The 25,459-nt window shown below is 62.2% G+C and carries 22 protein-coding genes; 11 read left to right on the forward strand and 11 right to left on the reverse strand.

What is annotated here, in order from left to right:
- The first annotated feature begins 4 nt into the window (after positions 1-4).
- Positions 5-1,639, forward strand: coding sequence for an NTP transferase domain-containing protein (locus tag GQ59_RS13660; protein ID WP_037082034.1), 1,635 nt, complete (start codon positions 5-7; stop codon positions 1,637-1,639).
- Positions 1,640-1,643: 4 nt separating this feature from the next.
- Complete coding sequence (locus GQ59_RS13665) at positions 1,644-1,970, forward strand: TfoX/Sxy family protein (RefSeq protein ID WP_037082037.1); 327 nt, start codon at positions 1,644-1,646, stop codon at positions 1,968-1,970.
- Between the two features lie 180 nt (positions 1,971-2,150).
- Here the strand turns inward: GQ59_RS13665 and GQ59_RS13670 are convergent, their stop codons facing one another.
- From GQ59_RS13670 to GQ59_RS13690, 5 genes are all read right to left on the reverse strand, one after another.
- Entirely contained in the window at positions 2,151-2,564 is a 414-nt protein-coding gene (locus GQ59_RS13670; RefSeq protein ID WP_037082039.1) for an NUDIX domain-containing protein, read from the reverse strand.
- A 7-nt stretch (positions 2,565-2,571) separates the two neighbouring features.
- The gene (locus GQ59_RS13675; protein ID WP_037082042.1) at positions 2,572-4,125 is read right to left on the reverse strand and encodes a DEAD/DEAH box helicase; all 1,554 of its coding nucleotides are present in this window, start codon (positions 4,123-4,125) and stop codon (positions 2,572-2,574) included.
- A gap of 209 nt (positions 4,126-4,334) precedes the next feature.
- Positions 4,335-5,645, reverse strand: coding sequence for a M23 family metallopeptidase (locus GQ59_RS13680; RefSeq protein WP_037082044.1), 1,311 nt, complete (start codon positions 5,643-5,645; stop codon positions 4,335-4,337).
- A gap of 92 nt (positions 5,646-5,737) precedes the next feature.
- A complete protein-coding gene (locus GQ59_RS13685; RefSeq protein ID WP_037082047.1) occupies positions 5,738-6,565 on the reverse strand; it encodes a ferritin-like domain-containing protein in 828 nt (275 codons plus the stop codon).
- Positions 6,566-6,578: 13 nt separating this feature from the next.
- Entirely contained in the window at positions 6,579-7,046 is a 468-nt protein-coding gene (locus tag GQ59_RS13690) for a peroxiredoxin (protein ID WP_037082049.1), read from the reverse strand.
- 128 nt (positions 7,047-7,174) lie between these two features.
- On the opposite strand from GQ59_RS13690, the gene GQ59_RS13695 reads away from it, so the two are divergent.
- Positions 7,175-10,576, forward strand: coding sequence for a YhdP family protein (locus GQ59_RS13695; protein ID WP_037082052.1), 3,402 nt, complete (start codon positions 7,175-7,177; stop codon positions 10,574-10,576).
- Between the two features lie 49 nt (positions 10,577-10,625).
- On the opposite strand, the gene tyrS is transcribed toward GQ59_RS13695, so the two are convergent.
- Positions 10,626-11,879 carry a tyrosine--tRNA ligase gene (tyrS, locus tag GQ59_RS13700; RefSeq protein ID WP_037082055.1) on the reverse strand — a complete coding sequence of 418 codons (1,254 nt, stop codon included), beginning with the start codon at positions 11,877-11,879 and terminating at the stop codon, positions 10,626-10,628.
- Between the two features lie 333 nt (positions 11,880-12,212).
- On the opposite strand from tyrS, the gene GQ59_RS13705 reads away from it, so the two are divergent.
- Entirely contained in the window at positions 12,213-13,331 is a 1,119-nt protein-coding gene (locus GQ59_RS13705; RefSeq protein WP_244447960.1) for a GGDEF domain-containing protein, read from the forward strand.
- A 57-nt stretch (positions 13,332-13,388) separates the two neighbouring features.
- On the opposite strand, the gene GQ59_RS13710 is transcribed toward GQ59_RS13705, so the two are convergent.
- Complete coding sequence (locus tag GQ59_RS13710) at positions 13,389-14,066, reverse strand: alpha/beta hydrolase (RefSeq protein WP_037082057.1); 678 nt, start codon at positions 14,064-14,066, stop codon at positions 13,389-13,391.
- Between the two features lie 242 nt (positions 14,067-14,308).
- Here GQ59_RS13710 and GQ59_RS13715 point away from each other — a divergent pair, with 242 nt between their 5' ends.
- The 7 genes from GQ59_RS13715 (at position 14,309) to sufA (ending at position 21,326) form a co-directional block, all read left to right on the forward strand.
- Positions 14,309-15,475 (forward strand): cysteine desulfurase family protein, encoded by a 1,167-nt coding sequence (locus GQ59_RS13715; protein WP_037082059.1) that lies wholly within the window; start codon positions 14,309-14,311, stop codon positions 15,473-15,475.
- Positions 15,476-15,623: 148 nt separating this feature from the next.
- Positions 15,624-17,093, forward strand: coding sequence for a Fe-S cluster assembly protein SufB (gene sufB, locus GQ59_RS13720; RefSeq protein ID WP_037082062.1), 1,470 nt, complete (start codon positions 15,624-15,626; stop codon positions 17,091-17,093).
- Between the two features lie 64 nt (positions 17,094-17,157).
- On the forward strand, positions 17,158-17,913 hold the full coding sequence (gene sufC, locus GQ59_RS13725; protein ID WP_037082064.1) for a Fe-S cluster assembly ATPase SufC: 756 nt from the start codon (positions 17,158-17,160) through the stop codon (positions 17,911-17,913).
- A gap of 24 nt (positions 17,914-17,937) precedes the next feature.
- On the forward strand, positions 17,938-19,212 hold the full coding sequence (gene sufD / locus GQ59_RS13730; RefSeq protein WP_037082067.1) for a Fe-S cluster assembly protein SufD: 1,275 nt from the start codon (positions 17,938-17,940) through the stop codon (positions 19,210-19,212).
- 13 nt (positions 19,213-19,225) lie between these two features.
- Entirely contained in the window at positions 19,226-20,467 is a 1,242-nt protein-coding gene (locus GQ59_RS13735; protein WP_037082070.1) for a cysteine desulfurase, read from the forward strand.
- A gap of 11 nt (positions 20,468-20,478) precedes the next feature.
- Positions 20,479-20,859, forward strand: coding sequence for an SUF system Fe-S cluster assembly protein (locus GQ59_RS13740; RefSeq protein WP_037082072.1), 381 nt, complete (start codon positions 20,479-20,481; stop codon positions 20,857-20,859).
- A gap of 77 nt (positions 20,860-20,936) precedes the next feature.
- A complete protein-coding gene (sufA, locus tag GQ59_RS13745; protein ID WP_037082074.1) occupies positions 20,937-21,326 on the forward strand; it encodes a Fe-S cluster assembly scaffold SufA in 390 nt (129 codons plus the stop codon).
- 5 nt (positions 21,327-21,331) lie between these two features.
- On the opposite strand, the gene GQ59_RS13750 is transcribed toward sufA, so the two are convergent.
- The 4 genes from GQ59_RS13750 to GQ59_RS13765 all read right to left on the reverse strand — a co-directional run bounded on the left by GQ59_RS13750 (position 21,332) and on the right by GQ59_RS13765 (position 25,287).
- Positions 21,332-21,955, reverse strand: coding sequence for a GntR family transcriptional regulator (locus GQ59_RS13750; protein WP_037082077.1), 624 nt, complete (start codon positions 21,953-21,955; stop codon positions 21,332-21,334).
- A 125-nt stretch (positions 21,956-22,080) separates the two neighbouring features.
- On the reverse strand, positions 22,081-23,286 hold the full coding sequence (locus GQ59_RS13755) for an ABC transporter permease (RefSeq protein WP_037082080.1): 1,206 nt from the start codon (positions 23,284-23,286) through the stop codon (positions 22,081-22,083).
- Entirely contained in the window at positions 23,276-23,992 is a 717-nt protein-coding gene (locus GQ59_RS13760; RefSeq protein ID WP_037082083.1) for an ABC transporter ATP-binding protein, read from the reverse strand. The genes GQ59_RS13755 and GQ59_RS13760 overlap by 11 nt, the downstream gene beginning before the upstream one ends.
- An 11-nt stretch (positions 23,993-24,003) precedes the next feature.
- Positions 24,004-25,287 (reverse strand): efflux RND transporter periplasmic adaptor subunit, encoded by a 1,284-nt coding sequence (locus GQ59_RS13765; RefSeq protein WP_037082085.1) that lies wholly within the window; start codon positions 25,285-25,287, stop codon positions 24,004-24,006.
- Positions 25,288-25,459: the final 172 nt, after the last annotated feature.

Here is a 25,459-nt window from a genome sequence, read left to right on the forward strand (position 1 = left end):
CCCTATGAGATACGGGACGTTCGTGCTCGGTGAAGCGGAAGGCGTAGTGCTGGCGCATAGCATCAGACTGCCCGCCGGCCGCATGTCGAAGGGGCAGATACTGTCGCGGGAGGATATCGCCCGGCTTTCGGAAGAAGGCGTCGCATCGGTCGTCGCGGTCCGGCTCGATCCCGGCGACATGCTGGAGGATGATGCGGCCCAGGCGATTGCCGATGCGATCACGCCGGACAATCTGCGGTTCTCGGAGGCGACGACTGGCCGCGTCAACATCTATGCCAGGGTGGATGGTCTTTTTGTCGCCGACAAGAGGGTGGTCGACGCGCTGAACCGCATCGATCCGGCGATCACGCTTGCCTGTCTTGCCGACCATGTGGCGGTGCGCGCCGGCGACATGGTGGCGACGGTCAAGATCATCCCGCTTGCCGTCGGCGGCGTGAAGGTCGCTGAAGCCGTCGCACTGCTGGCAGAATCGGTCGCCTTCGAGGTAAAAGCCTTCAGTCCCCGTGCGGTGACGCTGGTCGCAACCGAGCTTCCTTCGCTGAAAGTGTCGGTCATGGATCGGACCGCGAAGCTGCTGGAGCAGAGGCTCGCACCATCCGGTAGCCGGCTAATAAAAGAAATCCGCATTCCCCATTCCACCGAACGCCTTGCCGAGGTTCTTCAACAGCTTCGACCCGAGGAAATTAATGAGCCGGCTATGATTATCGTCTTCGGCGCTTCGGCGGTGGCCGATCCGGACGATGTCATTCCCGCGGCCATCCGACGCGCGGGCGGTAAGGTGGACCAGGTCGGCATGCCCGTCGACCCCGGAAATCTTCTGGTTCTCGGGCGGATCGGCAAGGTCCCGGTGCTGGGTGCCCCGGGCTGTGCCCGTTCGCCGAAGGAAAACGGTTTCGACTGGGTGCTGAACCGGCTGATGGCCGGCGAGACGCCGACCTCCTTCGATATCACCGGCATGGGCGTAGGCGGACTGCTGATGGAAATCCCGACCCGCCCGCGCCCGCGCGATGCCACGGCCGAAAAGGCGGCGACATTGTCGGTCGGTGCCCTGATTCTTGCCGCCGGCCAGGCGCGGCGCATGGGCAAGGACGGGCCGCACAAGCTGCTCGCCGAGTTCGACGGCATCCCACTTGTCCGCCGCACCGCCGGGATACTGCTGGCGTCGCAGGCTTCGCCTGTCATCGCCGTAACCGGTCATCGGCGCGACGAGATCGAGATGGCGCTGGCCGGCCTCGATATCGGTTCTCACTTCAATCCGGACTACGCCTCCGGCATGGCAAGTTCGCTGGTTGCCGGTTTCTCCAGTCCGGAACTGGTCCAGAAGGACGGCATCCTCGTCATGTTGGCCGACATGCCGGGCGTCACCACGGAGCATCTGAACCTGCTGATCGCCGCCTTCCGGCAGGCCGGCGGCGGGGTCGTGGTCCGTTCGGTCTCGGACGGAAAACGCGGCAACCCGATCATTCTTCCGCGGATAGCCTATGATGCCGTATTGCGGTTGGAAGGCGATGTCGGAGCCCGCGCGATCATCGAAAACTCCGGGCTTTCGGTGATCGACGTGGATATAGGCGCCGCCGCGCATCTGGACGTGGATACGCCGGAAGCGGTGACCGCCGCCGGCGGGATTTTGAGAAGGTAAGGAAATGGACAATTCCGATATCGAGGACATGTTCGAGGGGCTCGGTCCGGTTTCCATCCGCCGCATGTTCGGCGGCAAGGGCATCTATCACGACGGTTTGATCGTCGCGATCGATCTGCGCGGCGAGATCATGCTGAAGGTGGATGCTGTCAGCGCACCGGAATTCGAAGCGGCCGGCGCCAGGCAATGGTTCTATGAAGGAAAGAAGGGAAAACCGGTGCTGATGCCCTATTGGTCGGTGCCGGAAGACGCTTTTGACGATCCAGACGAGATGCGCAAATGGGTCCGGCTCGCATTCGACGCGGCCGTGCGTGCCAACGCGAAATCCTGAACCCGACCCCGAGTGCTAGATTTCGCATCTTGCTGGACAGAATGTGAAGCGCGTAGGTTCGTCTTGTACTGAGGGGCGTGGGCTGCCGAATCTCTCGACCAGGGTCGCGTCCGGAAATTCTGTCGAAATGATTTCATCAAGTCGGCCGCTTCGGTTTTCCGGAGCGGCTTTCGTTCGAGTTCATTCTGGAAGATGTGCGAACGCCTTGGCAGAAAACGGTGAAAGCGGGAGAGGCGGATCTTTCGGATCGAACCAGCCGATGTCAGACAGCTTGTCGGGCTCGGTGAGCGAAGGTTCGCCGGTGAAATCCCTGGTGACGTAGATCAGCGAGACCCAGTGCTGCCGGTCGGCCTCGATGATCTCTTCGGCGACGCAGAGAAAATCGACCTTGCCGATGGTGAGGCCGGTCTCTTCTTCCGCCTCGCGGCGGGCGGCTTCCGAGGAGGGCTCCATCGGATCGACCTTGCCGCCGACGATGTTCCAGAAGCCCGCTTCCGGCGCCTTCAGGCGACGGCAAAGCAGAACCTTGCCGTCGTCGCGCAGAATCACCAGCCCGGCACCGACGCCAGGGAAATCAACGCCGGGCGTGAACACGGAAGTGTTAGGCCTTGCCGCCGTTTGCGACGATCAGCATGAAAGCCGGAATGTCGTCGCCGAAGCCGATCGGTGTCGGGCCGTCGTCGTGGTCGCGGTGGTAACGCTGGCGACGCTCGCGATTGTCGTCGTTCGCGGGTGCCGGGGCAGGCGTCGGCCGCGAATTGCGGTTGCCGCCGTTGTTCTGCGGCTTCCTGTCTGCCTTGCGTTCCGGTTTCACGGTTTCCACCCTAGCTTCCACAAATACCTCTTCGACTGCTTCAATCGGATTATCTTCGATCTTCGTGTCAACCTTGTGACTCGAAGCGCTGCGCCCGGTATCGACACGTCCCGAATCACTTCGTCTGCCGCGGCCGCGCTCCTTATCACGATCCCGGCCCTTGCGGCCACCACGTTCGCTCTCATGGCTTTCCATCGGCGCCGGAAGGGCGGAGATGTCGCCGTTCAGCCATTCGATCTTCTCGTTGATGAGCTTCTCGATGGCGTCGAGATATTTGGTGTCGGAGCGGGTGACGAGGGTAAAGGCGCGGCCCGAACGGCCGGCGCGGCCTGTCCGGCCGATGCGGTGGACATAGTCCTCCGCATGGATCGGTACGTCGAAGTTGAAGACGTGGCCGACATCGGGCAAGTCGAGGCCGCGTGCGGCAACGTCGGAGGCGACCAGCAGCTGGATATTGCCGTCGCGGAAATTCTGCAGCATCGTGGTGCGCGAACGCTGGTCCATGTCGCCATGCAGCGCGCCGACCGAGAAGCCATGCCGCTCGAGCGAACGGAAAAGATCGGCGACGTCGACCTTGCGATTGCAAAAGATGATCGCGTTCTTCAGATCGTCCTGGGCCTTGATGAGATCGCGCAGCACGGCGCGCTTCTCGTAGTCCTTGTTGTGCGACGCGACGAGGCGCTGCGTCACGGTCTTGGCGGTCGAAGAGGGCTTGGCGACTTCGATCCGTTCCGGGTTCTGCAGGAAGCGGTCGGCGAGCTTCTGGATCTCCGGCGGCATGGTGGCCGAGAAGAACAGCGTCTGCCGGGTAAAGGGGATCATCTTGGCGATCCGCTCGATATCCGGGATGAAGCCCATGTCGAGCATGCGGTCGGCCTCGTCGATGACCAGGATCTCGACGCCGGTCATCAAAAGCTTGCCGCGCTCGCAGTGGTCGAGCAGGCGGCCGGGGGTGCAGATCAGCACGTCGGCGCCACGTTCCAGCTTGCGGTCCTGATCGTCGAAGGACACGCCACCGATCAAAAGCGCGACGTTGAGCTTGTGGTTCTTGCCGTATTTTTCAAAATTTTCGGCGACCTGGGCTGCGAGTTCGCGGGTCGGCTCGAGGATCAGCGTACGCGGCATGCGTGCGCGGGCGCGGCCCTTTTCCAGAAGCGTCAGCATCGGCAGAACGAAGGATGCCGTCTTGCCCGTGCCTGTCTGCGCGATGCCGCAGATATCGCGGCGCTGCAGCGCATGCGGGATTGCCCCTTCCTGGATCGGCGTGGGGATCGTGTAACCCGCGTCTGTGACAGCGGAGAGGACTTTCTGGCTCAGGCCAAGATCAGCAAATGTGGTCAAAGGGAATTCTGTTTCCGTTCCGGTTCTGTACGAACACTATGGGAGTCGATGCATGGCTGCTCGACACTGGCCCGCGACATAGGACCAAAATGTCCAAAAGTCAAGGAAAGCAAGGCGATTGGCCGCCGGATTGGTGAATGAAGATGCTCACGGGGCAAGCCGGCTATCGTTCTGCCGGCAAAGGATTGCCTTTTGACCGACGGCTTACCTCAATTGAGGTAGGTGGTGAGCTTCATGCCGGCATTGAGGAAGTGGACGGGATCGACGGGATTGCCGTCGCGGCGGACCTCGTAGTGGACGTGCGGACCGGTGGAGCGGCCGGTCGAGCCCGCTTTGCCGATCACGTCCGCGGCAGCCACTTCGTCACCTTCCTTCACCAGTATCTTCGACATATGGCCGTAGCGTGTGGTGATGCCCTGGCCATGGTCGATCTCGACCATGTTGCCGTAACCGCTGGCGAAGCCCGCCGAAACCACCTTGCCGGCGCCGGTGCTTTTCACGTCGTCGCCGGTCGAGGCCTGAAAATCGATGCCCGCATGCAGCGCAAGCCGGCCGAGGAAGGGATCGATGCGGTTGCCGTAGCGGCTGGTGACCGGACGGCCGGGCGCGGGATTGCCGAAGGGCAGGTCGCGCGCCGTCTCGCGCACGGCTTCCAGTCGGCTGAGTGCGGCGTCGAGTTCGTCCAGCGAGGCGTCGAAGGCGCCGATATGGGTTTGTGGCGCGACATAGGGGCCGCCAACGCCGTTCGCGGTTTCGTCCGTCGCCTTATCCGCGGATGCCACCTCGACGCCGGTCCGTTTCAGGATCGCGGCGATCGCGTCCGCGGTCTCGGAAGCGCCGGTCGTCAGGTTCGCGATCCTGGCAAGCTGTTCCTTCTCGATGTTCTTCAGTGACAGCGTCACCTTGGAGAAGACCCGGTCGGCGCGGTCGGCAATGTTTTCGCGCAACGGCGCATAACCGAGTGCCGTCGGCGTCTGGAGGGGAGTCGCGGAGGTTTCGCCGGAGAGAAGCTTCTCGATCGCCTGGATGCCGCCGCCGCCGGAAAGCGCAGCCTGGCGTTCCTTGGCTGGCGGCTGAAGCAGGGTCGGTGCCGGTATTTCCGGCGTCGTAAGGCCGGACTCCTCGGCGCGGTTCAGAAGAGAACCAAGTTTGCCGTGGCGCGAAAAGAGGGCGTTCTGCTGTTCCAGCAGCTTCTCGACTTTCTGCTCGACCACCTGCTGGTCGAGAAGCTGGCGCGAGGTGATACGGTCGAGCTGCGCGCGCAGCGCGGCGATCCGATCCTCGTAATCGTGCTGCATGCGAGCTTGCCGCGCCATGGTCGCGCCGATCAGGTCGTCGCGGATCACGAGATAGGAGGTGGCTCCGAGATAGCCGATTGCGAAAACGCCGAGAAAACAGAAGGTCAACGCGGCCATCCAGGGCCGGATCGTCATGTGGCGGATCTTTTCACCGCTGGCGAAAATGAGAACGTGCTGGGGCGCCCGCTTCCCAAACACCCGGTTTTCGGTTCCCTTCGCCACGCGGATCTCCCGGAGATGCGACTCGTCCGGCCGCTGTTCCCATTGTCGGGATTACACATGGATATGGTTAACGAACGCTTTAATCGAGGCGTTCAGGCGTAGCTGGTGGAGGTCAGCGACCTGTAGAATGACGGCGTCAGGCCCGCCTCGGCACGGGCGATATCATTGAAGGGCGCCTTCAGCGAACCGCGGAAATTGGCGCGCACAAGTTGCTGGAACGTCGCTGCCGGATCCTTGCGTTCACGGGCGCACAGAAAGCGGAACCATTTCGCGCCGATCGCCACATGGCCTTTTTCGTCATTGTAGATCACGTCGAGAACGGCTGCACTTTCGAGATCGCCGGTCTCGCGCATCTTCGCCTGCAGCGATGGCGTTACGTCGAGCCCGCGGGCTTCGAGAATGAGCGGCACGACGGCGAGGCGGGCGGTAAGGTCGTTGCGAGTGGAGTGGGCCGCCTGCCAGAGGCCGTCATGTGCGGGCATGTCGCCATAGTCGGCGCCCATGTCGTTCAGCCGGGCCCGCACCATGCGGAAATGTTTAGCTTCCTCGAAGGCCACCTGCATCCATCCGTCGAAGAAGGAGTTCGGCACCGGCTCGGTCGCAAACCGGGCGACGATGTCGAGCGCAAGGTCCACCGCATTGAGCTCGATATGGGCGATCGCATGCAGCGTGGCGATGCGGCCGTTGACGGTGTGCAGCGAACGCTTGCCAACTGCCTTCGGCGGTACCAGTTCGGGCTTTGCCGGCCGGCCGGGCCGCTCGGGCAGGGGCGGATCGAGCGGCGAGCGCAGGGACAGCCGCCGCTCGAACCACCGGGTTGCAGTCTCCTGCGCCAGCCGCGTCTTGATATCGAGATCGGCCGACAGGATTGCCGCCGTTGCGCCGCCCCTCAGCGACGTAATCGAAAACTCGCCCGCCATCGATATCTCCTGCCTACAACGCCTTGAGGCTTTCAAGCACCTCCTCGGCATGCCCATTTACCTTCACCTTCGGCCAGATCCGGGCGATGCGCCCATCGGCGCCGATCAGGAAGGTCGTGCGTTCCACACCCATATAGGTGCGGCCATACATGCTCTTCTCCTTCCAGACGCCGTAGAGATTGGCAAGGGAGGTGTCCTCGTCAGCGGCGAGAATGACCGAAAGTGCGTGTTTCTTGACGAACTTGTCATGTTTCTTGACGTTGTCGGGCGATACGCCGATGACCGGCGCACCGGCCTTTTCGAATTCGCCCAAAAGGCCGGTAAACGAGATTGCTTCCTTGGTGCAGGCCTCAGTGTCGTCCTTGGGATAGAAGTAGAGGACGACGGGTTTTCCCGAAAACGCCTTGAGAGACACGGTGCCGCCGCCGTCGCGGGGAAGCTCGAAGTCCGGTGCGATGTCGCCAATGGTCAGGTCGGCCATGGATTTCCTTTCTTTCGCCGGTATCGTGAGTGATATTCGCCGCAATCGGTATATAGTAGCCCGCGCGACGTCCAGATCGGTCGCACCCGGATTTATTGCGAAAAGCAGAAAGATGAGTTCTCAACCTGATGTCGGAAATTCGCGGAGAAAGGGTCAGTTTCAGCCGGAAAGAACTCGTTCCGCTGCATGAATTGCCCTCCGCGCAGGTCGAGGATCCGCTTATCGTGCACTGCCCGCTGCCAAGCCGGCGGGGCAGGCGATTCGGCAAGACCGTGCTGGTTTTCCTTCTGTTGGTGTGTTTTGCGATCGGCAGCGCCGTCTTCGCGATCGAGGGCGGCATGGTGGACGGCGCGCTTTCATCGCGTGCCCAGAGCGCAATCAACGATGCGATCGGTCCGCGTTACGTCGCAACCGTCGGCTCGACGGCCATCCGTTTCGATTCCGGGTTGCGCCTTGCCCTGGAGGCGCGCGACGTCGATATCGTCGAACAGGCGACCGGCCAACATCTGAGCCGCGCCGGTGCCATGCGCATGGCGGTCGATCCGCTGGCGCTTCTCGGCGGCCGGGTGTCGATCAAGCATATGGAGGCGGAACATATCCGTCTCGACACCGCCCAATTGCCCTCCGGCGATCCGTTGCCGATCTCGGAAGTCCGCATCGACGCCATGCCGGCGCTGCTGGAAGAAATTTTCCAGCGCCTCGACGAAGCTCGCGCGCTCATCGAGCGAACCGGGACGGGCTCCGTCAGCATCGCCGGCATCGAAATCCTGCTGCCGGCGGCCCCTGGACGCAAGCCGATCGTGCTGGTCGTCGACGATCTCGAGCTGACGCGCAGCGCCGAAGGAGAGGTCGAGATCAACGGTGCGATCAGCCTCAACGGCCGCAAGGCTGTTCTCGTCGCAGCGTCGAAGACCGTCGAAGGGGTCACCTCGTCACTCTCGGCCAAGCTGACGGGCCTCGAGGTGACATCTTTCATGCTGCAGCGAACCGATGATGGTCAGCCGCGCGAGGGTATCGAAGGCTCTCTCGATCTCGATCTCTCGGCGGTTCGCTCCCGCGAGGCCGTAAAGCCGGCGATCACCGCGACGCTTCGCCAGTCACCCGGCCATTTCTATTTCGACGGCATCCAGCAGACCTTGAGCGGCGCCAATATCAACGTGGCCTACGACTTTTCGAAGAATTCGATCGAGCTGCTGAAATCCGAAGCCCGTTTCGGACCAACCGTCCTGCCGTTCACGGGCGCGGTGATCGATCTCGACAGGCTCAACCCGGACGACAAGCGCCCCGGCTTCGGCCTCGACGTTCTGATCAGCGGGGCGACGGCGGTCGGCGCCACGACAAGCGAGCAGCCGGCGCGCTTCGATCTCAAGGCAAACGGGCGTTACCTGTCGGCGGATCGCGAGCTTCAATTCGATGAAATGGGGGTTTCCAGCCCTCTCGGCCGCATGGCCGGTTCCCTGAAGGTACGGTTCGGCAACCAGTCTCCCGAGATCAGTTTCGGGGCGCAACTGCCGCATATGGAAGTGACCGGGGTCAAGCAGCTCTGGCCGTTCTGGATGGCGCGGAAACCGCGCGACTGGGTGATGGACAATATGTTCGGCGGCACCATTACCAACGGTTCGATCGCCGTCTTCATTCCGGCCGGCCGGATGAAGGGGCCCGGCATTCCGATGGAGCTCGACAAGAACGAGCTGCAGATCGGTTTCGATCTCGCCGATGCCCGGATCAACCTGCCCGGTGACGTGCCCCCGCTGCGCGATATCGACGGCCGATTCGACTTGAAGGGGGAGGTGATGCAGGTCGATGTCGCTCGCGCATCCTCCTTCTTCCCATCCGGTCGGTTCGTCGCCGTCGAAGGCGGCCGGTTCTCGATCCCGTCCACCTATGCCAAGCCTTTGATGGCGGACCTTTCGCTCAAGATTACGGGACCCGCAGACGCGCTGACCGAGCTTGCGAATTTCCGGCCGATCAATGCGTTGAAGGGGACCGAGTTCAAGCCGGAGGATTTTACCGGCCATGCGCGCGTCGATCTCAAGGCCCATATGGGATTGATTCTGGCGCACAACCCGCCGAAACCTACCTGGAGCGCCCATGTCGCTCTTGAAGACATCAATCTCGGCCCGCAGTTTTCCGGTCGCAAGATCGGCGATCTGGATGGCACGCTCGACATCGACAACCTCACGGCACGGCTCAGCGCCAAAGGGAAGATCGATGATGTGCCGGCCGATATCACGCTGGTCGAACCCGTCGGTCCGGCCTCTCCGACAAAGCGCGAGCGGATCATCAAGACCGTTCTCAACAACGATCAGCGAGAAAAACTCGCTCCCGGTCTCTCCGACGTCATCGATGGGACGGTGACGGCTCAGTTGACGCGGATCGACGAAACCCGTCAGACGGTCTCGCTCGATCTAAGCCGAGCGACGCTTTCCATCCCGTGGCTCGGCTGGACCAAGGGCGGCGGCATTCCGGCCAAGGCGCAATTCGAGCTGTCTGACACGGGAGAGCGTTCCGATATCCGCAATTTCGAACTCTCCGGCGACGGTTTTGGTGCGCGCGGCAGCTTCGTGCTCAATGGCGGGAGCCTGACGTCGGCGGACTTTTCGCACATGCAGCTCTCGCCGTCCGACAACTATGCGGTGAGCGTCAAGCGTGCCAAGGGTAACTTCGACGTCTCGATCAGCGGCTCCGTCGTCGATATGCGACCTGTCGTCACCAAGATACGCGGAGGCGGAAAGAGCGGCAGCGCCGCCAAGCGCGGTGACGACGATACGAGCAACGCCACCGTGCGCGGCAAGCTCGACCGCATGATCGGCTTCAACGACCAGACCCTCTCGAACGTGTCGTTCCTGTTTTCAAGCCGCGGCGGCAATATCTCGACGGCCGATTTTTCCGGCTCGACGGAAAGCGGGCAGGCGGTCGTCAGCGAGATGAATGCAGGCGACACGATCTCGATCACCAGCGGCGACGCGGGCGCCATCATCCGCTTCATGAACCTCTACGACAACATGCGCGGCGGGCTCCTGAACCTGCGCCTGAAGGCGCAGGGCGATGCCTGGACCGGTGCCATCGACCTGCGCAATTTCGCGCTGGTCAACGAAGCCAAGCTCCAGTCTCTCGTCGCGACGCCCGACCAGGAAGGCCGCACCCTGAGCACGGCCACGAAAAAGAACATCGACGTCAATTCGGCAAAATTCCAGCGCGGTTTTGCAAGCCTGCTTTATCGGAATGGCGGGTTCGCCATAGAAAACGGCGTGGTGCGCGGCGAACAGATCGGTGCGACCTTCCAGGGCATGGTGCGCGATTCCAAGGGCAATATGGACATGACCGGGACGTTCATGCCGGCTTACGGCCTGAACCGTCTTTTCGGCGAGCTGCCGCTGATCGGCGCCATTCTCGGCAATGGCCGCGATCGCGGCCTGCTCGGCATCACCTTCAAGCTCGAAGGCCCGTTCGAAAAACCGAGGCTGACCGTCAACCCGCTGTCGCTGATCGCGCCCGGCATTTTCCGCCAGATCTTCGAGTTCCAATAAAAAGGGCCGCGAAAGCGGCCCGTTTCAATTCATCGTCGACGAGAGCGGTTCAAGCCGGACGCACCAGGATGTGCTTCTTCTTGCCGAGCGAGAGCTTGATCACGCCGTCGCCGGTGATTTCGCCGGTGCCGATGGTCAGGCGTTCGTCGCTGACGGCCTGGTCGTTGATGCGCACCGCGCCGCCCTGGACGTGACGGCGCGCTTCACCGTTCGAACCGGCAAGGCCGGCGCGCACGATCAGCGACAGGAGGCCGATCCCGGCTTCGAGATCGGCGGTGGGAACCTCGACAGACGGCAGGTTATCGGAAAGACCGCCTTCCTCGAACGTCTTGCGGGCGGTCTCTGCCGCTTGTTCCGCCGCGGGGCGACCGTGCAGCATGGCCGTGACCTCGGTTGCGAGTATCTTCTTGACCTCGTTGATTTCCGAACCGCCGAGCGCCGAAAGCCTTGCGATCTCGTCCATCGGCAGGGTCGTGTAGAGCTTCAGGAAGCGCGGGACGTCGGCATCCTCGGTGTTGCGCCAGTACTGCCAGAAATCATAGGCCGACAGCATGTCCGGGTTGAGCCAGATGGCGCCCGTCGCCGACTTGCCCATCTTGGCGCCGGAGGACGTGGTCAGGAGCGGCGAAGTCAGCGCGAAAAGCTGCTGCGTCCCCATGCGGTGACCGAGGTCGATGCCGTTGACGATATTGCCCCACTGGTCCGAGCCGCCCATCTGCAGCCGGCAGCCGGTCCGCTTGGCCAGTTCCACGAAGTCATAGGCCTGGAGGATCATGTAGTTGAATTCCAGGAAGGACAGCGACTGCTCGCGATCGAGGCGCGTCTTGACGCTCTCGAACGACAGCATCCGGTTGACCGAGAAGTGCCGGCCGACGTCGCGCAGGAACTCGAGGTAGTTGAGGTTGCGCAGCCAGTCGGCGTTGTTGATCATCAGCGCTTGCCTCGGACCTTCGCCGTAGGCGAGGTAGTTCGAGAAGACGCGCTTGATCGAAGCGATATTGTCTTCGATCGTGTCGATGGTCATCAGCTGGCGGGCTTCGTCCTTGAACGAGGGGTCGCCGACCATGCCGGTGCCGCCGCCCATCAGCGAGATCGGCCGGTGGCCGGTCTTCTGCATCCAGTGCAGCATCATGATCTGGATCAGGCTGCCGGCGTGCAGGCTCGGCGCCGTTGGGTCGAAGCCGATATAGCCGGTGACGATTTCCTTCGAAAACAGTTCGTCGAGACCGGTCTCGTCGGAGACCTGGTGGATGAAACCGCGCTCGTCGAGCGTACGGAGGAAATCGGACTTGAACCTGGACATGATCTAACTCTGGCAGGGTGGGGTTTGGGATATGTGGCCGCGCCTCTAGCACTGTTTTTGCCGGTAATCACTTCAAAAGTGATGTTGGGTGCGATCAGTGCTCCGAATGGACGGCGGCCAGCAAGGGACCAAGCATTGCCCGGGACGCGATAATGCGTGCGAAAAGGCAGTTTATGCATTAACGGATTCTTGTTCCATGCGCTTTTAACATCCGGCCCGGACACGGTAACCGGGTGTGTGCAGATCTCCTGCATTGATGGGCTGATGAACGGGGCTGCCTTTTTCCTCGCGGTGAACTTTATCATCGCAATATGCTTCGGCGCGGTTTTCGTTGTGGTTTCCACGCGCAGCCGCTCGCGGACGGCTGCACTCTGGTTTGCCGCCGGTTTTACCGTCGCCTCGCTCTCGGCAGTCTGCGAACTGCTGGTCGCCTATGCGTATCTCACGAAATTCTGGGCAATCTGCGCCTTCGCGTCGGTGCTTAGCGGGATGACCCTGATCAGGGTCGGTGTCGGCGCTCTTTACGGTCGGAAGGTCGCGCCCGTCTGGGCAGGCTGTTTCCTGGTAGCGAGCATCGGCCTCGACCTGCTGATCTACGACCTGCCGCGCGGAACGGTCGCGCATGCCTTTTCCTACCAGGCACCGTTTGCACTGGTGCTCCTTTCGAGTGCGGCGGCCGTCCTTTCGTCGACCCGCCGGCTGACGATCGACCGGGCGCTTGGCTATCTGCTGCTGGCGACCGGCCTGCATTTCTTCGCCAAGGCGAGCCTTGCAGTGATTGCGGGGGCGGGCACGACCGCCAAGGATTATATCGGCACCAATTACGCGCTGATCTCGCAAAGCTCGACGGCCGTGCTCATGGTCGCGGTCGGATTGACGCTGCTCTCGGTTCTCGTCCTGGAGATCATGGCAGACGAGCGCAGCAATTCGGAAAAGGATGCGCTTTCCGGTCTCGCCAATCGCCGCGGTTTCGAGAATGGCGTCAAGGCTGCGATGGCGCTGGCGCCGAAGGCCGGGCACGCGGTTATCATCTGCGATCTCGATCACTTCAAGCGGATCAACGACACCTATGGCCACCACGTGGGCGACCTCGTGATCCAGGCCTTCGGCGATCTGTTGCAGACAAACGCTGCCAAGAATGCCGTGATCGGCCGTATCGGCGGTGAAGAATTCGCGATCTTCCTGCCGAGCACGACGCTCGACATGGCGACACTGTCTGCGCAGGCGCTCAGGGGCGGGACGATGGAGATAGCTGTCGGTGGGCTTGCGCCCTCCTTCGCGGTGACCGCGAGTTTCGGCGTGGCGGAGCTTGCGCCGGGCGGCGATCTTGCAGGGGCGATGCGGGACGCCGATGCCGCTCTCTACGAAGCCAAGCGCTCCGGCCGCAACCGCGTCAGGCAGGCGCGGCATATCGGCTCTCCCCAGCCGAAATCGATCAAAGCCGTCAAATGAAAATGGCCGCCGAAGCGGCCATTCCTGAAGTTTTTTGGCGACAGTCCTGGAAACCGATCAGCGAATGCGCTTGGCCGCCGGTTCCGGCACCAGTTCGCCGTTGAGGCGGCGATCGAGATAATCCTCGCATTCGGCCATCAGCGTATCCACCTGACCGTTGAAGAAGTGATTGGCGCCCTCGACTATCCGGTGCGTGATCAGGATGCCCTTCTGCGTCTTCAGTTTTTCCACGAGCCCGTTGACGTCCTTTTCGGGCGCGACCTTGTCGCTGTCGCCGTTGATGATCAGGCCGGACGACGGACATGGCGCGAGGAACGAGAAATCGTAGGTGTTCGGCTGCGGCGCGATCGACATGAACCCTTCGATTTCGGGCCGGCGCATCAGGAGCTGCATGCCGATCCAGGCGCCGAAGGAATAACCGGCGACCCAACAGCTCTTCGAATCGGGATGCAGGCTCTGCACCCAGTCGAGCGCGGAGGCCGCATCCGAAAGTTCGCCGGCGCCATGGTCGAATTCGCCCTGGCTGCGACCGATACCGCGGAAATTGAACCGCAGCGTCGTGAACCCGCGCTTCTGGAACATGTAAAAGAGCTGGTAGACGATCTGGTTGTTCATCGTGCCGCCGAACTGCGGATGCGGGTGCAGGATGATGGCGATCGGGGCGCTCTTTTCCTTGGATGGCTGGTAACGACCTTCAAGGCGGCCGGCTGGGCCGTTGAAAATGACTTCGGGCATCGGTACTCCGGTCAATATGTTCAGGTTCCAAACGAGGATCACGTCGAGTTGGACTTGACGAAGTCGCTCAGCTTTTCTAAAACTCAGTTTAGAACCATTCGAAACTTTGGGCGGCATGCTGGATGCGCGCCCGATGCGATGTCTCTTAAGGCAAGGCTGACGGAAATTTCAAGGAAAATGCGGGTCCCCCGTCCGCCCATCTATATTTCAACATCTATCTAGCAACGGAAGCCGATCAGGCAATGGCGCTGAACCGTACATATCTGGACTGGAACGCGACCGCGCCCTTAAGCGCGCCGGCCCGCGCCGCCATGCTGGATGCGCTGCAGCTGCCCGGCAATGCCTCGTCGGTTCACGGCGAGGGCAGGGCGGCCCGCGCCGCAATCGACAAGGCGCGCCGGCAGGTGGCGGCGCTGGTCGGTGCAGAGCCTGCGCATGTCACGTTCGTCAGCGGCGCGACGGAAGCTGCCAATCACGTGCTGACACCCGATTTCCGGATGGGCCGGGCGCCTTTGGGGATGAGCCGCGTCTATGTCTCTGCGATCGAGCATCCGGCGATCCGCGAGGGCGGCCGCTTTGATCCGGCTCGGGTGACCGAAGTGCCGGTGACACCGGCCGGCATCGTCGATCTTTCAGCACTCGAAGCGCTGCTGGCCGAACACGACCAAAGCGTCGGCATGCCGATGGTCGCCGTCATGCTGGTCAACAACGAGACCGGAATCGTTCAGCCGGTGGCGAAAGCGGCCGCCATCGCCCACGCCCATGGCGGGTTGATGGTGGTGGACGTCGTTCAGGCTGTCGGCCGTATTCCTGTGGACATCAATGCGCTGGATGCGGATTTCCTGATCCTGTCGTCGCACAAGATCGGTGGTCCGAAGGGCGTCGGCGCGCTCGTCTCGCGCGGCGAGGTGCTGATGCCGAAACCGCTGATCCGCGGCGGCGGCCAGGAAAAGGGCCATCGCTCCGGCACGGAGAATTTCCACGCCATCGTCGGGTTCGGCGCGGCGGCCCAGGCGATGCGCGAAAACCTTCATGAGCGCAATGGCGCGATCGAAGGCTTGCGCAACCGGCTGGAGGCGGGAATGCGCCAGGCTGCCCCGGATGCCATCATTCACGGCGAAACAGTTCTGCGCGTGGCGAATACCTGCTTTTTCACTTTGCCGGGGCTGAAGTCGGAAACGGGCCAGATCGCTTTCGATCTCGAAGGTATCGCACTGTCGGCGGGCTCTGCCTGCTCGGCGGGAAAAGTCGGCGAAAGCCATGTTTTGACGGCCATGGGACATGATCCGAAGCTCGGCGCACTCAGGATTTCGCTTGGGGTCGACACGACGGAAGACGATATCGCGCGGGCGCTTGCCGCCTTCGCCAAGATTGCCGGCCGGCGAAAACCGGCGGGCGAGGCGGCCTGACCGCGTCCAAAATTGCGCATGCGCAAATTTCCGCTTGCCAAAAGGTGTGAAAACCGCCTTCTGGCGCCTACATAAGGGAGGCAATTGTCCCCCCGGATTGATGACAAGAATTGCCGGAATTTGAACCGGCAAGATTTGGAGTACGAACATGGCAGCCGTGCAGGAAACAATCGATCAGGTTCGCCAGATCGATGTGGACCAGTACAAATACGGTTTCGAAACCGTCATCGAAGTGGACAAGGCGCCAAAGGGTCTTTCGGAAGATATCATCCGTTTCATCTCCGCCAAGAAGCAGGAGCCGGAATGGATGCTGGAATGGCGTCTCGACGCCTATCGTCGCTGGCTGACCATGGAGGAGCCCACCTGGGCGCGCGTCGAATATCCGAAGATCGATTTCAACGACCTCTATTATTACGCCGCGCCGAAAAGCACCGCCGGCCCGAAGTCGCTCGAAGAGGTCGACCCGGAACTGTTGAGGGTCTACGAGAAGCTCGGCATTCCGCTGCGCGAACAGGAGATTCTGGCTGGCGTCGAGACGCCCCGGGTTGCTGTCGACGCGGTCTTCGACTCCGTTTCGGTCGTCACCACCTTCAAGAAGGAACTGCAGAAGGCCGGCGTGATCTTCATGTCGATCTCCGAAGCGATCCGCGAACATCCTGATCTCATCAAGAAGTATCTGGGCTCGGTCGTTCCGACCTCGGACAATTTCTATGCGACCCTGAACGCCGCCGTGTTCACCGATGGTTCCTTCGTCTTCGTGCCGAAGGGCGTGCGGTGCCCGATGGAGTTGTCCACCTATTTCCGTATCAACGAAAAGAACACCGGCCAGTTCGAGCGCACGCTGATCATTGCCGAGGAAGGCGCTTATGTCTCCTACCTCGAAGGCTGCACGGCCCCGCAGCGCGACGAGAACCAGCTGCACGCCGCCGTGGTCGAACTGATCGCCCTCGACGACGCCGAGATCAAGTATTCGACGGTGCAGAACTGGTATCCGGGCGATGCGCAAGGCAAAGGCGGCATCTACAACTTCGTCACCAAGCGTGGCGATTGCCGCGGTGCCCGTTCGAAGATCTCCTGGACCCAGGTCGAGACCGGTTCGGCGATCACCTGGAAATATCCGAGCTGCATTCTTCGCGGCGACGACTCGCGCGGCGAATTTTATTCGATCGCCGTTTCCAACGGTTATCAGCAGATCGACAGCGGCACCAAGATGATCCATCTCGGCAAGAACACCTCGAGCCGCATCATCTCTAAGGGCATTTCCGCCGGCAATTCGAACAACACCTATCGCGGTCAGGTGTCGATCAACCGCCGGGCCTCGAATGCCCGCAACTTCACCAATTGCGACTCGCTCCTGATCGGCGACCAGTGCGGTGCCCATACCGTGCCCTATATCGACGTGAAGAACGCATCGGCACAGATCGAGCACGAGGCGACGACCTCGAAGATTTCCGAGGACCAGAAGTTCTACGTCATGCAGCGCGGCATTCCCGAAGAGGAAGCCATCGCCCTGATCGTCAACGGCTTCGTCAAGGACGTCATCCAGCAATTGCCGATGGAATTCGCCGTCGAGGCCCAGAAGCTGATCGGCATCTCGCTCGAAGGCTCCGTGGGCTGATGGCCTGCTGTCCGAATATCGCGCACTGACGCGTCACCGAATAAATCCGGAAGGATAAGAAAACATGCTTGAAATCAAGAACCTGCACGCCCGCATCGCCGAAGACGGCACCGAGATCATCCGCGGCCTGAACCTCACCGTGAAGGCCGGCGAAATCGCCGCCATCATGGGCCCGAACGGTTCCGGCAAGTCGACGCTCTCCTACATCCTGTCGGGCCGCCAGGATTACGAAGTCACCGAGGGCGATATCCTCTATAACGGCGAGAGCATTCTGGAACTCGACCCGGCCGAGCGTGCTTCCAAGGGAATCTTCCTCGCCTTCCAGTATCCGCTCGAAATTCCGGGCGTTGCGACCATGCAGTTCCTCAAGGTCGCGATGAACGAGCAGCGCAAGGCGCGCGGCGAAGCGGAACTGACGACGCCGGACTTCATCCGCCGCGTCAAGGAGGCCGCAGAAAAGCTGAAGATCGACCAGGCCATGCTGCGCCGTCCGCTCAACGTCGGTTTCTCCGGCGGCGAGAAGAAGCGCGCCGAAATTCTCCAGATGGCGCTGCTCGAGCCGAAGCTTTGCATCCTCGACGAAACCGACAGCGGCCTCGACATCGATGCGTTGAAGATCGTCGCCGACGGCGTCAACGCGCTGAAGTCGCCGGATCGCGCCACGATCGTCATCACCCACTACCAGCGCCTGCTCGACTACATCGTGCCGGACACGGTCCATGTCCTCTACAAGGGCCAGATCATCCGTTCCGGCGACAAGGCGCTTGCGCTTGAGCTGGAAGAGAACGGCTATGCCGATATCATCGGAGAAGCGGCTTAAGCGGCCCAAGGGAAGGATGTTGTCATGAACATGCAGACGACAAGCCGTCTCACGGCTGCCGAAACCGCGTTGGTCGAAGCCTTCGGCGCCCAGATCGGCGAACTGCCGGGCAATGGCGCCGTCATCGGCACGCGTGATCGGCTTCTGGACGAGCTCAAGAAGGCCGGCCTGCCGACCCGCCGCATCGAGGCCTGGCATTATACCGACCTCAAGAACCTGCTGCGCAGCGTCCCCGACGTGACGCTGGTGTCCGCCATCGATGCGATCGCGCCGCTGGTCGAGGGCTCGAAGGTCCTTTCGATCCTGCAGGGGACAGCCGACGCGAAGGCCGCCGTGGACGGCATCGATATCGCGCTCTTCAAGGACAGGCTCGCCGACGGTTCGGCCGCTGCCGGCCTGACGGCGCTCGACAAGGACGACGCGATCGGCCGCATCAACGGCAGCTTCGTGCGCGATGGTTATGCGATCACGGTTCCGGCCAATACCGAACTCGAAGCGCCGATCGAACTGCAGGCCCTGCATGCCGCGGGCCAGGTCCATACGCGCTTCCCGGTTTCGTTCGGTGCCGCATCCAAGGCGACGATCATTGAACGTCACCGGTCGGTGACGGAGGACGCCGCACTCGTGTCTTCGATCAGTGACATTACGCTGGAAGACGGCGCCGACATCACCTGGATCATCCTGCAGACACAGGGTGCGGCGGACACCCATCTTGGCCAGATCCGCGTCCAGCTCGGCACTGACGCCAAGCTGCGCCTGTTTGTCATCAATGCCGGTGGAAAGCTGGTGCGCCAGGAACTGCGGATCGACGTGGCAGGCGAGGGCGCCGAACTGACGCTGCGCGGCGTCAACCTGCTCGGTGCCGAAAGCCATACCGACGTCACGCTGGTTCTAGGCCACAACGTGCCGAACACCAATTCGACGGAAATCATCCGCAACGTCGTGTTCGACCGCGCCAACGGCGTCTTCCAGGGCATGATCCGGGTCGCTCCCGATGCCCAGAAGACCGATGCCAAGATGTCCTGCAACACGTTGCTTCTGACCGACGATGGCGGGTTCTCGGCCAAGCCCGAGCTCGAAATCTTCGCCGACGACGTGGTCTGCGGCCATGGCGCGACGGTTGCCGATATCGAGAGCAGCCATCTCTTCTACCTGATGGCGCGTGGTGTTCCGGAAAACAAGGCGCGGGCCATGCTGGTCAACGCTTTCGTCGCCGAAATCGTCGAGGAACTCGAGGAAGAAAAGCTGGTCGAGGCGCTGGAAGGCGTCATCTCGGCCTGGCTTGAAAAACACGCCTGAGAAGGGGCCTGATATGGACCAGAGTGCACCCTCGCCGATCTACGATGTGGAAGCGATGCGCCGGGATTTTCCGATCCTGTCGACGATGGTGCACGGCAAGCCGCTGGTCTATCTCGACAACGGCGCCTCTGCCCAGAAACCGCAGGTGGTGATCGATGCGATCAGCCACGCCTATTCCAGCGAATATGCGAACGTCCATCGCGGCCTGCATTTTCTCTCGAATGCGGCGACCGAAGCCTATGAGGCATCGCGCGAAAAGGTGCGCCGGTTCCTGAATGCCGGTTCGGTGGACGAGATCGTCTTCACCAAGAATTCGACCGAGGCGATCAACACGGTCGCCTACGGCTGGGGCATGCCGAATATCGGTGCCGACGACGAGATCGTCGTGACGATCATGGAGCACCATTCCAACATCGTGCCCTGGCATTTCATCCGCGAGCGGCAGGGCGCCAAGCTCGTCTGGGTGCCGGTCGACGACGAGGGTGCCTTCCATATCGAGGATTTCGAAAAGTCTCTCACCGAAAAGACCAAGCTCGTCGCCATCACCCATATGTCGAACGCGCTCGGCACGGTGGTTCCGGTCAAGGAAGTCTGCCGCATCGCCCATGAGCGCGGCATCCCGGTTCTGATCGACGGCAGCCAAGGCGCCGTTCACATGCCGGTCGATGTGCGCGACATCGACTGCGACTGGTACGTGATGACCGGCCACAAGCTCTATGGCCCGTCCGGCATCGGCGTGCTTTACGGCAAATCGGATCGCCTGAGGCAGATGCGGCCGTTCCAGGGCGGCGGCGAGATGATCGTCGACGTTACCGAGGACATCGTCACCTACAACGACCCGCCGCACCGTTTCGAAGCCGGCACACCGCCGATCGTCCAGGCGATCGGGCTCGGTTACGCGCTCGACTATATGGACAAGATCGGCCGCGCCGCGATCGCCCGCCACGAGGCGGATCTCGCCGCTTATGCCTCGGAACGCCTGCGCGCCATCAACTCGCTGCGGATCATCGGCAATGCGCCGGGCAAAGGCGGCATCTTCTCCTTCGAGCTTGCCGGCATCCATGCCCATGACGTGTCGATGGTGATCGACCGCAAGGGTGTGGCGGTCCGCGCCGGTACCCATTGTGCCATGCCGCTCTTGAAGCGGTTCGGCGTCACCTCCACATGCAGGGCATCGTTCGGCATGTATAATACCCGTGCCGAAGTGGATGCGCTGGCCGATGCGCTCGACTATGCGCGAAATTTCTTTGCTTGAGGACTATTGCCATGGCCGCCGATGACACGGAATTGAAGTGGGACGCCCGCGAAGGACTGATCCAATCCGCTATTCCGGCCGATGAGTTGGCGCGACTCAGCGACGACGTGATCGGAGCTCTGAAAACGGTCTATGATCCTGAAATCCCCGCCGACATCTTCGAACTCGGCCTGATCTACAAGATCGACATCGAGGACGATCGGATGGTGAAGATCATGATGACGCTGACTGCACCGGGCTGCCCGGTCGCCGGCGAAATGCCGGGCTGGGTGGAAAACGCCGTCGGCGCCGTCGAAGGCGTGTCCGGCGTCGAAGTCGAGATGACCTTCGATCCGCCGTGGACGCCGGAGCGCATGTCCGAAGAAGCCCAGGTGGCTGTCGGCTGGTATTGATCGATTAATCGGTCGGTACTACATTTGAATCGTGAAACACCGGACCTTGAATCCGTGTGCGGAAGGAGAATGAGCCCATGGGCTTCGCCATTATGACCATGACCGATACTGCCGCGAACCGCGTCAAGCAGCTCGTCGCCAATTCCGGACCGGAGGCCAAGGGCCTGCGTGTCGGGATCAAGAAGGGCGGCTGCGCCGGCATGGAATACACGGTCGATCTCGTCACCGAACCCAATGCCAAGGACGACATGATCGAACACGACGGCGCGAACGTCTGGATCGAACCTTCCGCCGTGCTTTATCTCCTCGGCACCCAGATGGATTTCGAAGTCACGCAGATGCGCTCAGGCTTCATCTTCGTCAATCCGAACCAGACGTCTGCCTGCGGTTGCGGCGAGTCGGTCGAGCTGAAGCCTGCGGATCTCGCTGCGCTCGCAAAGCAGCGCGAATCCGAAGTCCACGCCTGAATACCTCATGAATTGGTCAGATAGGCGAGGAGCGTCTCCATCGCTCTTCGCGCCGTGTCGACGTCGCCCGTCCGGATGGCGCGGATGACGGCCACATGCTGGGTCACCGCCTGATCCAGCCGTTCGATTGAGGCCGTCGAAAACCACCGCCGCCGCGTATGGGTCTGAAGCGGTGCCAGCGCCGAGGTGAGAAACCGGTTGGGGCAGGCCTCCTCGAGGACCTCGTCGAAACGCTTGTCGGCATCCAGGAAGCCTTGAATGTCGCCGGTGGCCGCTGCGACGCCCATCGCCTTGGCGCAGTCGAGCAGGGCGCTACGTTGCTCATCGCTGGCATGTTCCGCCACCAGGGCTGCTGCAACCGGTTCAAGCTGGCGCCGTACCTGCATAATGCTGTCGTGGTCGCTTTCGACGATCTCAGTGACCTGCAGCCCGACGCGCGGGCGCACCCGCATCAATCCCTGCCATTCGAGTTTCTGGATCGCTTCGCGCACTGGCGTGCGGCCTTGGCCCGCAAGGCCGATGAGCTGCTTTTCCGTAACCAGCGCGCCGGGCGGCAGCTTCATGGTGACGATCAGGGTTTCAAGCCGACGGTAGGCCTGTCGGCTGAGCGATTCCGCCTCGGTTGCCATGCGCCTCATCCTCCCTCTGATATATCACAGAGTGCCATGTCGCATTCGGAATAGCAAGGGTGACTGATATATCAGGCGGATGGATACAGTTGCCAGCGCCCGGTGGAAGCGCCGGACAGCGCCGCTTATTCGTGACGAAGCGCTTCGATCGGGTTGAGCTGAGCGGCACGCCGGGCCGGGAAATAGCCGAACACCATGCCGATCGCCGCCGAGAAGGCGAAGGCAAGCAGGATGATCGTCGGGCTTGCGACGAAGGGCACGCCGAGGAAGCTGACGACGCCATAGGCAAGCGCAAGGCCGGCAACAATGCCGCTGACGCCGCCGAAGATCGACAGCATCACGGCCTCGACGAGGAACTGGGTCAGCACCTGCCGCTCAAGGGCGCCGATCGCCAGCCGAATGCCGATCTCGCGGGTGCGCTCGGTGACCGAAACCAGCATGATGTTCATGATGCCGATGCCGCCGACCAGGAGGCTCACGGCCGCAACGGCGCCGAGCAGGCCGGTCAGCAGCACCGTCGTGCCGGTCATTGCCGCGGCGATCTGCGACATGTCGTTGACCGAGAAATCGTCCTCGCGGCCGATCGCGATCCTGCGCCGCTCGCGCAGCAGGCTTTCGACGTCCGACTGGACTTTTGTGGTCGCCACGCCGTCCTGGGCCGACAGGATGATGCTGCTGATCGTCGTCGTGCCGCCGATCCGCCGCTGGTGCAGTTTCAATGGCATGATAACCGTATCGTCCTGGTCGTCGCCCATGCCGGACTGGCCCTTGACGGCGAGCACGCCGACCACCGGGCAGGAAACATTGCTGACGCGGATATTCTGCCCGACCGGGTTGGTCGCGCCAAAGAGTTCCTTGCGCACGGTCTCGCCGATGATGCAGGCAGCCTGGCTGCCGCGGTCCTCGTTGGCGAGGAACTGCCGACCGAGCGAGAGATCCCAGTCCTGGGCGATCAGATAGTCGTTGTTGGTGCCGATCACGCTCGACGAATGGTTGGCGCCACCGGCAATCACGGTCGCCGTGCCGCGGTTCAGCGGCGCCACGGCACGAAGCCCGGTCACCTGTTCCTGGATCGCCAGGACATCCTTGTCGTTGAAGCGCTTGGCCTCGCTGCTGGCGCGTCCGGGCCCCCATTGGCCCGGGCGGACGAAGAGCGTGTTGGTGCCGAGGCGCGACAGCTCCGCCTGGACCTTGGCCGTCGTGCCGTTGCCGACCGTCACCATGGCGATCACGGCCGCGACGCCGATGACCACGCCGAGAACGGTCAGGAAGGAGCGCAGCATGTTGCGGCTGATCGCCCGCCAGGCCAGTTTCGCCGTCTCAAAGAACATGGTCGTGCTCCTTCACCTGCGCCTGATCGGAGGCGAGATGGCCGTCGACGAACCGCAGGAGCCGCTTGCCATAGGCGGCAATGTCCTCTTCGTGGGTGACCATGATCACGGTGATGCCGTTGTCGCGATTGAGCCCGGTGATCAGCTCCATGATCTCGGCGCTGGTTTTTGTGTCGAGATTGCCGGTCGGCTCGTCGGCGAGCAGCACGGCGGGATCGGTGACGATGGCGCGCGCGATCGCCACGCGCTGCTGCTGGCCGCCGGACAGTTCCTGGGTCGTATGGCCTTCACGGCCCTTGAGGCCCACCTGTTCCAGCGCGACGAGCGCGCGCTTGCGCCGCTCGCGGTGATCCATGCCGCGATAGACGAGCGGCAGCTCGACATTCTCGACCGCGGAGGTGCGGGCAAGCAGGTTGAACCCCTGGAAGACGAAGCCGAGCATGTGACGCCGCAGCAGCGTCCGTTGCGCGCGGTCGAAGCCGCTCGTCGGAATGCCCTGGAACAGATATTCGCCGGAGGAGGGCACGTCGAGCCCGCCGATGATGTTCATTGCGGTAGACTTGCCGGAACCGGACGGACCCATGATCGATACGAACTCGCCTGCCGTGATCGAGAGATCGATGTGATCGAGAGCACGGATCGTCGCTTCGCCGTGCCCGTAGAACTTCGAGACCTGTCTGAAGGTGATGATGGGAGGGAGCGTCATCAAAACCCTCCTCAGCTCGCGCGGGCGACGGCGTCCGTGATCAGCAGATCGCCTTGCTTGACCTCGCCGGATTTCAGCACGGTGAACTGTCCATCGGTCGGGCCGGTCTCGACCTGCACCCGTGTCGGCGCGCCGGCGCGCAGGACCCAGACGGCACGGCCTGCGCTCGAGGCATTGTCGCCACCGCGATTGCCGCGCGGACGGGGCGGTGCGAAGAGCCGGGTGAGGAAATTGCCGCGGCTGCGCGCCGTCGTGGGCGGGGAGTAGCGCAGTGCCGCGTTCGGCACGAGGAGCGCGTCGGTGACCGATTGCACGGTGATGTCCGCAGTTGCCGTCATGCCGGGACGCAGCAGCAGATCGGCATTGTCGACCGTCAGGATCGCCTTGTAGGTCACGACATTGGAGACGGTTTCGGAGGCGAAGCGCACCGCCTGGATGGTGGCCGGGAAGTTGCGATCGGGATAGGCGTCGACCGAGAATTTCGCCGACTGGCCCTCCTGGACGTGGCCGACATCCGCCTCGTCGACGGCGACCTGCAGTTCCATGCGCTTCAGGTCGCCAGCGATGGTGAAGAGCACCGGCGCATTCAGCGAGGATGCGACGGTCGCGCCCGGATCCACGTCCCGGGTCAGCACGATTCCATCGATCGGCGAAACGATCTTGAGTTTCCGAAGGTTGAGCTCCGAGAGCCGCAGATTGGCTTCGGCGGAAAGAACCGACGCCTCGTTGACGGCCTTGGTGGCGAGAGCCGAATCATAGGTGAATTTCGCCGCGTCGAGTTCCTGCTGGGTGGAAATGCGGTTGCTGACGAGGCCGGTCAGGCGGTCGAGCGAATTCTTCGCCGAGGCCGCTTCCGCTTCGGCCTTCAGCACGTTTGCCCTTGCCGAAGCGAGCTGAGCCCGGGCGCTCTGGACATCCGCTTCCTGCTTGTTGGTGTCGAGTTCGGCGAGCACGTCGCCCTGTTTCACCGCGCTGTTGTAGCTGACATTGACCTTGCGGACAGTGCCCGACAATTCGCTCGATATGTCCACCTGATCGGTCGGCTGGACCGAGCCGGTCGCCGTGACGATGACCGACAGCCCGCCGCGTTTTGCCGGTTGCGTGGTGTAGTCGTAGCGCGGGCCGCTGCTGCCGAAATAGCTGTAGGCGCCTGCCGCGGCGGCAACGAGAATAAGGACCGTCGGCCAGACCCAGCGGCGCTTCTTGCGCTGGTTTCCCGAAGTGGCCAGGATCGCGGCGAGATCGGGCGTGCCGCTGGTCTTTATTGCCGGGTCGGGTGTGTTCTGCACGTTCAACGGTCTGTCCTTTGCTGGGGTGCGATACAACCGGGGTTAAATCTCCCGCAGCGCCGTCCTGCGGCGCAAATCCGCCGGAAGCATGGTCGCCGGACGGATTTCTTCTGCTCTCTCAATGACATAAAACCGGATATGATAAAAATTAAATATCGGTAACCTGGGGAATGAGAGA

The organism is Neorhizobium vignae (assembly GCF_000732195.1).
GTDB classification, from domain to species: domain Bacteria; phylum Pseudomonadota; class Alphaproteobacteria; order Rhizobiales; family Rhizobiaceae; genus Neorhizobium; species Neorhizobium vignae.

What these genes read in the sequence shown, in the direction of transcription:
- GQ59_RS13750 (WP_037082077.1), bottom strand. Translation starts at nt 21,955, where the DNA reads ATGGCAACCGAGGCGGAATCGCTCAGCCGACAGGCCTACCGTCGGCTT.
- GQ59_RS13665 (WP_037082037.1), top strand. Translation starts at nt 1,644, where the DNA reads ATGGACAATTCCGATATCGAGGACATGTTCGAGGGGCTCGGTCCGGTT.
- sufA (WP_037082074.1), top strand. Translation starts at nt 20,937, where the DNA reads ATGGGCTTCGCCATTATGACCATGACCGATACTGCCGCGAACCGCGTC.
- sufD (WP_037082067.1), top strand. Translation starts at nt 17,938, where the DNA reads ATGAACATGCAGACGACAAGCCGTCTCACGGCTGCCGAAACCGCGTTG.
- sufB (WP_037082062.1), top strand. Translation starts at nt 15,624, where the DNA reads ATGGCAGCCGTGCAGGAAACAATCGATCAGGTTCGCCAGATCGATGTG.
- GQ59_RS13715 (WP_037082059.1), top strand. Translation starts at nt 14,309, where the DNA reads ATGGCGCTGAACCGTACATATCTGGACTGGAACGCGACCGCGCCCTTA.
- GQ59_RS13710 (WP_037082057.1), bottom strand. Translation starts at nt 14,066, where the DNA reads ATGCCCGAAGTCATTTTCAACGGCCCAGCCGGCCGCCTTGAAGGTCGT.
- GQ59_RS13735 (WP_037082070.1), top strand. Translation starts at nt 19,226, where the DNA reads ATGGACCAGAGTGCACCCTCGCCGATCTACGATGTGGAAGCGATGCGC.
- GQ59_RS13760 (WP_037082083.1), bottom strand. Translation starts at nt 23,992, where the DNA reads ATGACGCTCCCTCCCATCATCACCTTCAGACAGGTCTCGAAGTTCTAC.
- GQ59_RS13755 (WP_037082080.1), bottom strand. Translation starts at nt 23,286, where the DNA reads ATGTTCTTTGAGACGGCGAAACTGGCCTGGCGGGCGATCAGCCGCAAC.
- GQ59_RS13660 (WP_037082034.1), top strand. Translation starts at nt 5, where the DNA reads ATGAGATACGGGACGTTCGTGCTCGGTGAAGCGGAAGGCGTAGTGCTG.
- GQ59_RS13695 (WP_037082052.1), top strand. Translation starts at nt 7,175, where the DNA reads ATGTCGGAAATTCGCGGAGAAAGGGTCAGTTTCAGCCGGAAAGAACTC.
- GQ59_RS13685 (WP_037082047.1), bottom strand. Translation starts at nt 6,565, where the DNA reads ATGGCGGGCGAGTTTTCGATTACGTCGCTGAGGGGCGGCGCAACGGCG.
- sufC (WP_037082064.1), top strand. Translation starts at nt 17,158, where the DNA reads ATGCTTGAAATCAAGAACCTGCACGCCCGCATCGCCGAAGACGGCACC.
- GQ59_RS13690 (WP_037082049.1), bottom strand. Translation starts at nt 7,046, where the DNA reads ATGGCCGACCTGACCATTGGCGACATCGCACCGGACTTCGAGCTTCCC.
- GQ59_RS13740 (WP_037082072.1), top strand. Translation starts at nt 20,479, where the DNA reads ATGGCCGCCGATGACACGGAATTGAAGTGGGACGCCCGCGAAGGACTG.
- tyrS (WP_037082055.1), bottom strand. Translation starts at nt 11,879, where the DNA reads ATGTCCAGGTTCAAGTCCGATTTCCTCCGTACGCTCGACGAGCGCGGT.